Source organism: Paracoccus niistensis, from assembly GCF_042432925.1.
Lineage (GTDB): Bacteria > Pseudomonadota > Alphaproteobacteria > Rhodobacterales > Rhodobacteraceae > Paracoccus > Paracoccus niistensis.
Window position 1 is genome coordinate 1 of sequence record NZ_JBHLWE010000073.1, and the last position, 831, is coordinate 831.

Annotated in this window: 1 protein-coding gene; it reads left to right on the forward strand. The window is 63.7% G+C overall.

Annotated features, from left to right (window positions below; genetic code table 11):
• Positions 1-831, forward strand: an 831-nt coding sequence (locus ACFFII_RS17485) for an IS3 family transposase (protein WP_377700153.1), incomplete at both ends; no start/stop codon positions are given.

Genomic DNA, 831 nt, shown 5'->3' on the forward strand with positions numbered 1-831 from the left:
CATGTCCGGCAGAAGTTCTGCGTTTCCGAACGTCTGGCCTGCCGGGTGCTCGGCCAGCATCGCTCGACCCAGCGGAAGGTGCCGCGGGGGCGGGCCGATGAGGACGCACTGACGGCGGACATCGTTGCGTTGGCCAGCCAGTATGGCCGCTACGGCTATCGCCGGATTACTGCTCTGCTTCGGAATGCCGGTTGGACGGTGAACATGAAGCGGGTCGAGCGGATCTGGCGGCGGGAGGGGCTGAAGGTTCCCCAGAAGCAACCCAAGAAGGGCCGTTTGTGGCTCAACGATGGATCGTGCATCCGTTTGCGGCCCGAGCGCCCGAACCACGTCTGGTCTTACGACTTCGTCGAGAGCCGGACCCATGACGGAAGGAAGTTCCGCATGCTCAACCTGATCGATGAGTTCACCCGGGAATGCCTGGCAGTCCAGGTCAACCGAAAGCTCAACTCAACGGACGTGCTCGACGTGCTGTCGGATCAGTTCATTCTGCGGGGCGTGCCCAGCCACATCCGGTCTGACAATGGCCCCGAGTTCATCGCCAAGGCCGTGCGCGACTGGATCGCCGCCGTCGGTGCCAGGACCGCCTACATCGAGCCTGGATCACCCTGGGAGAACGGTTACTGCGAGAGCTTCAACTCCAAGCTCCGCGACGAACTGCTCGATGGGGAAATCTTCTACAGTCTCGCCGAGGCAAAGATCGTCATCGAGAACTGGAGACGGCACTACAACACCAAGCGCCCGCATTCAGCCCTGGGCTACCGGCCTCCGGCCCCCGCGGCTGTGCAGTGGCCGGCTTCCCACCCGGAACCGCTTCGCCGGCCACCCCCA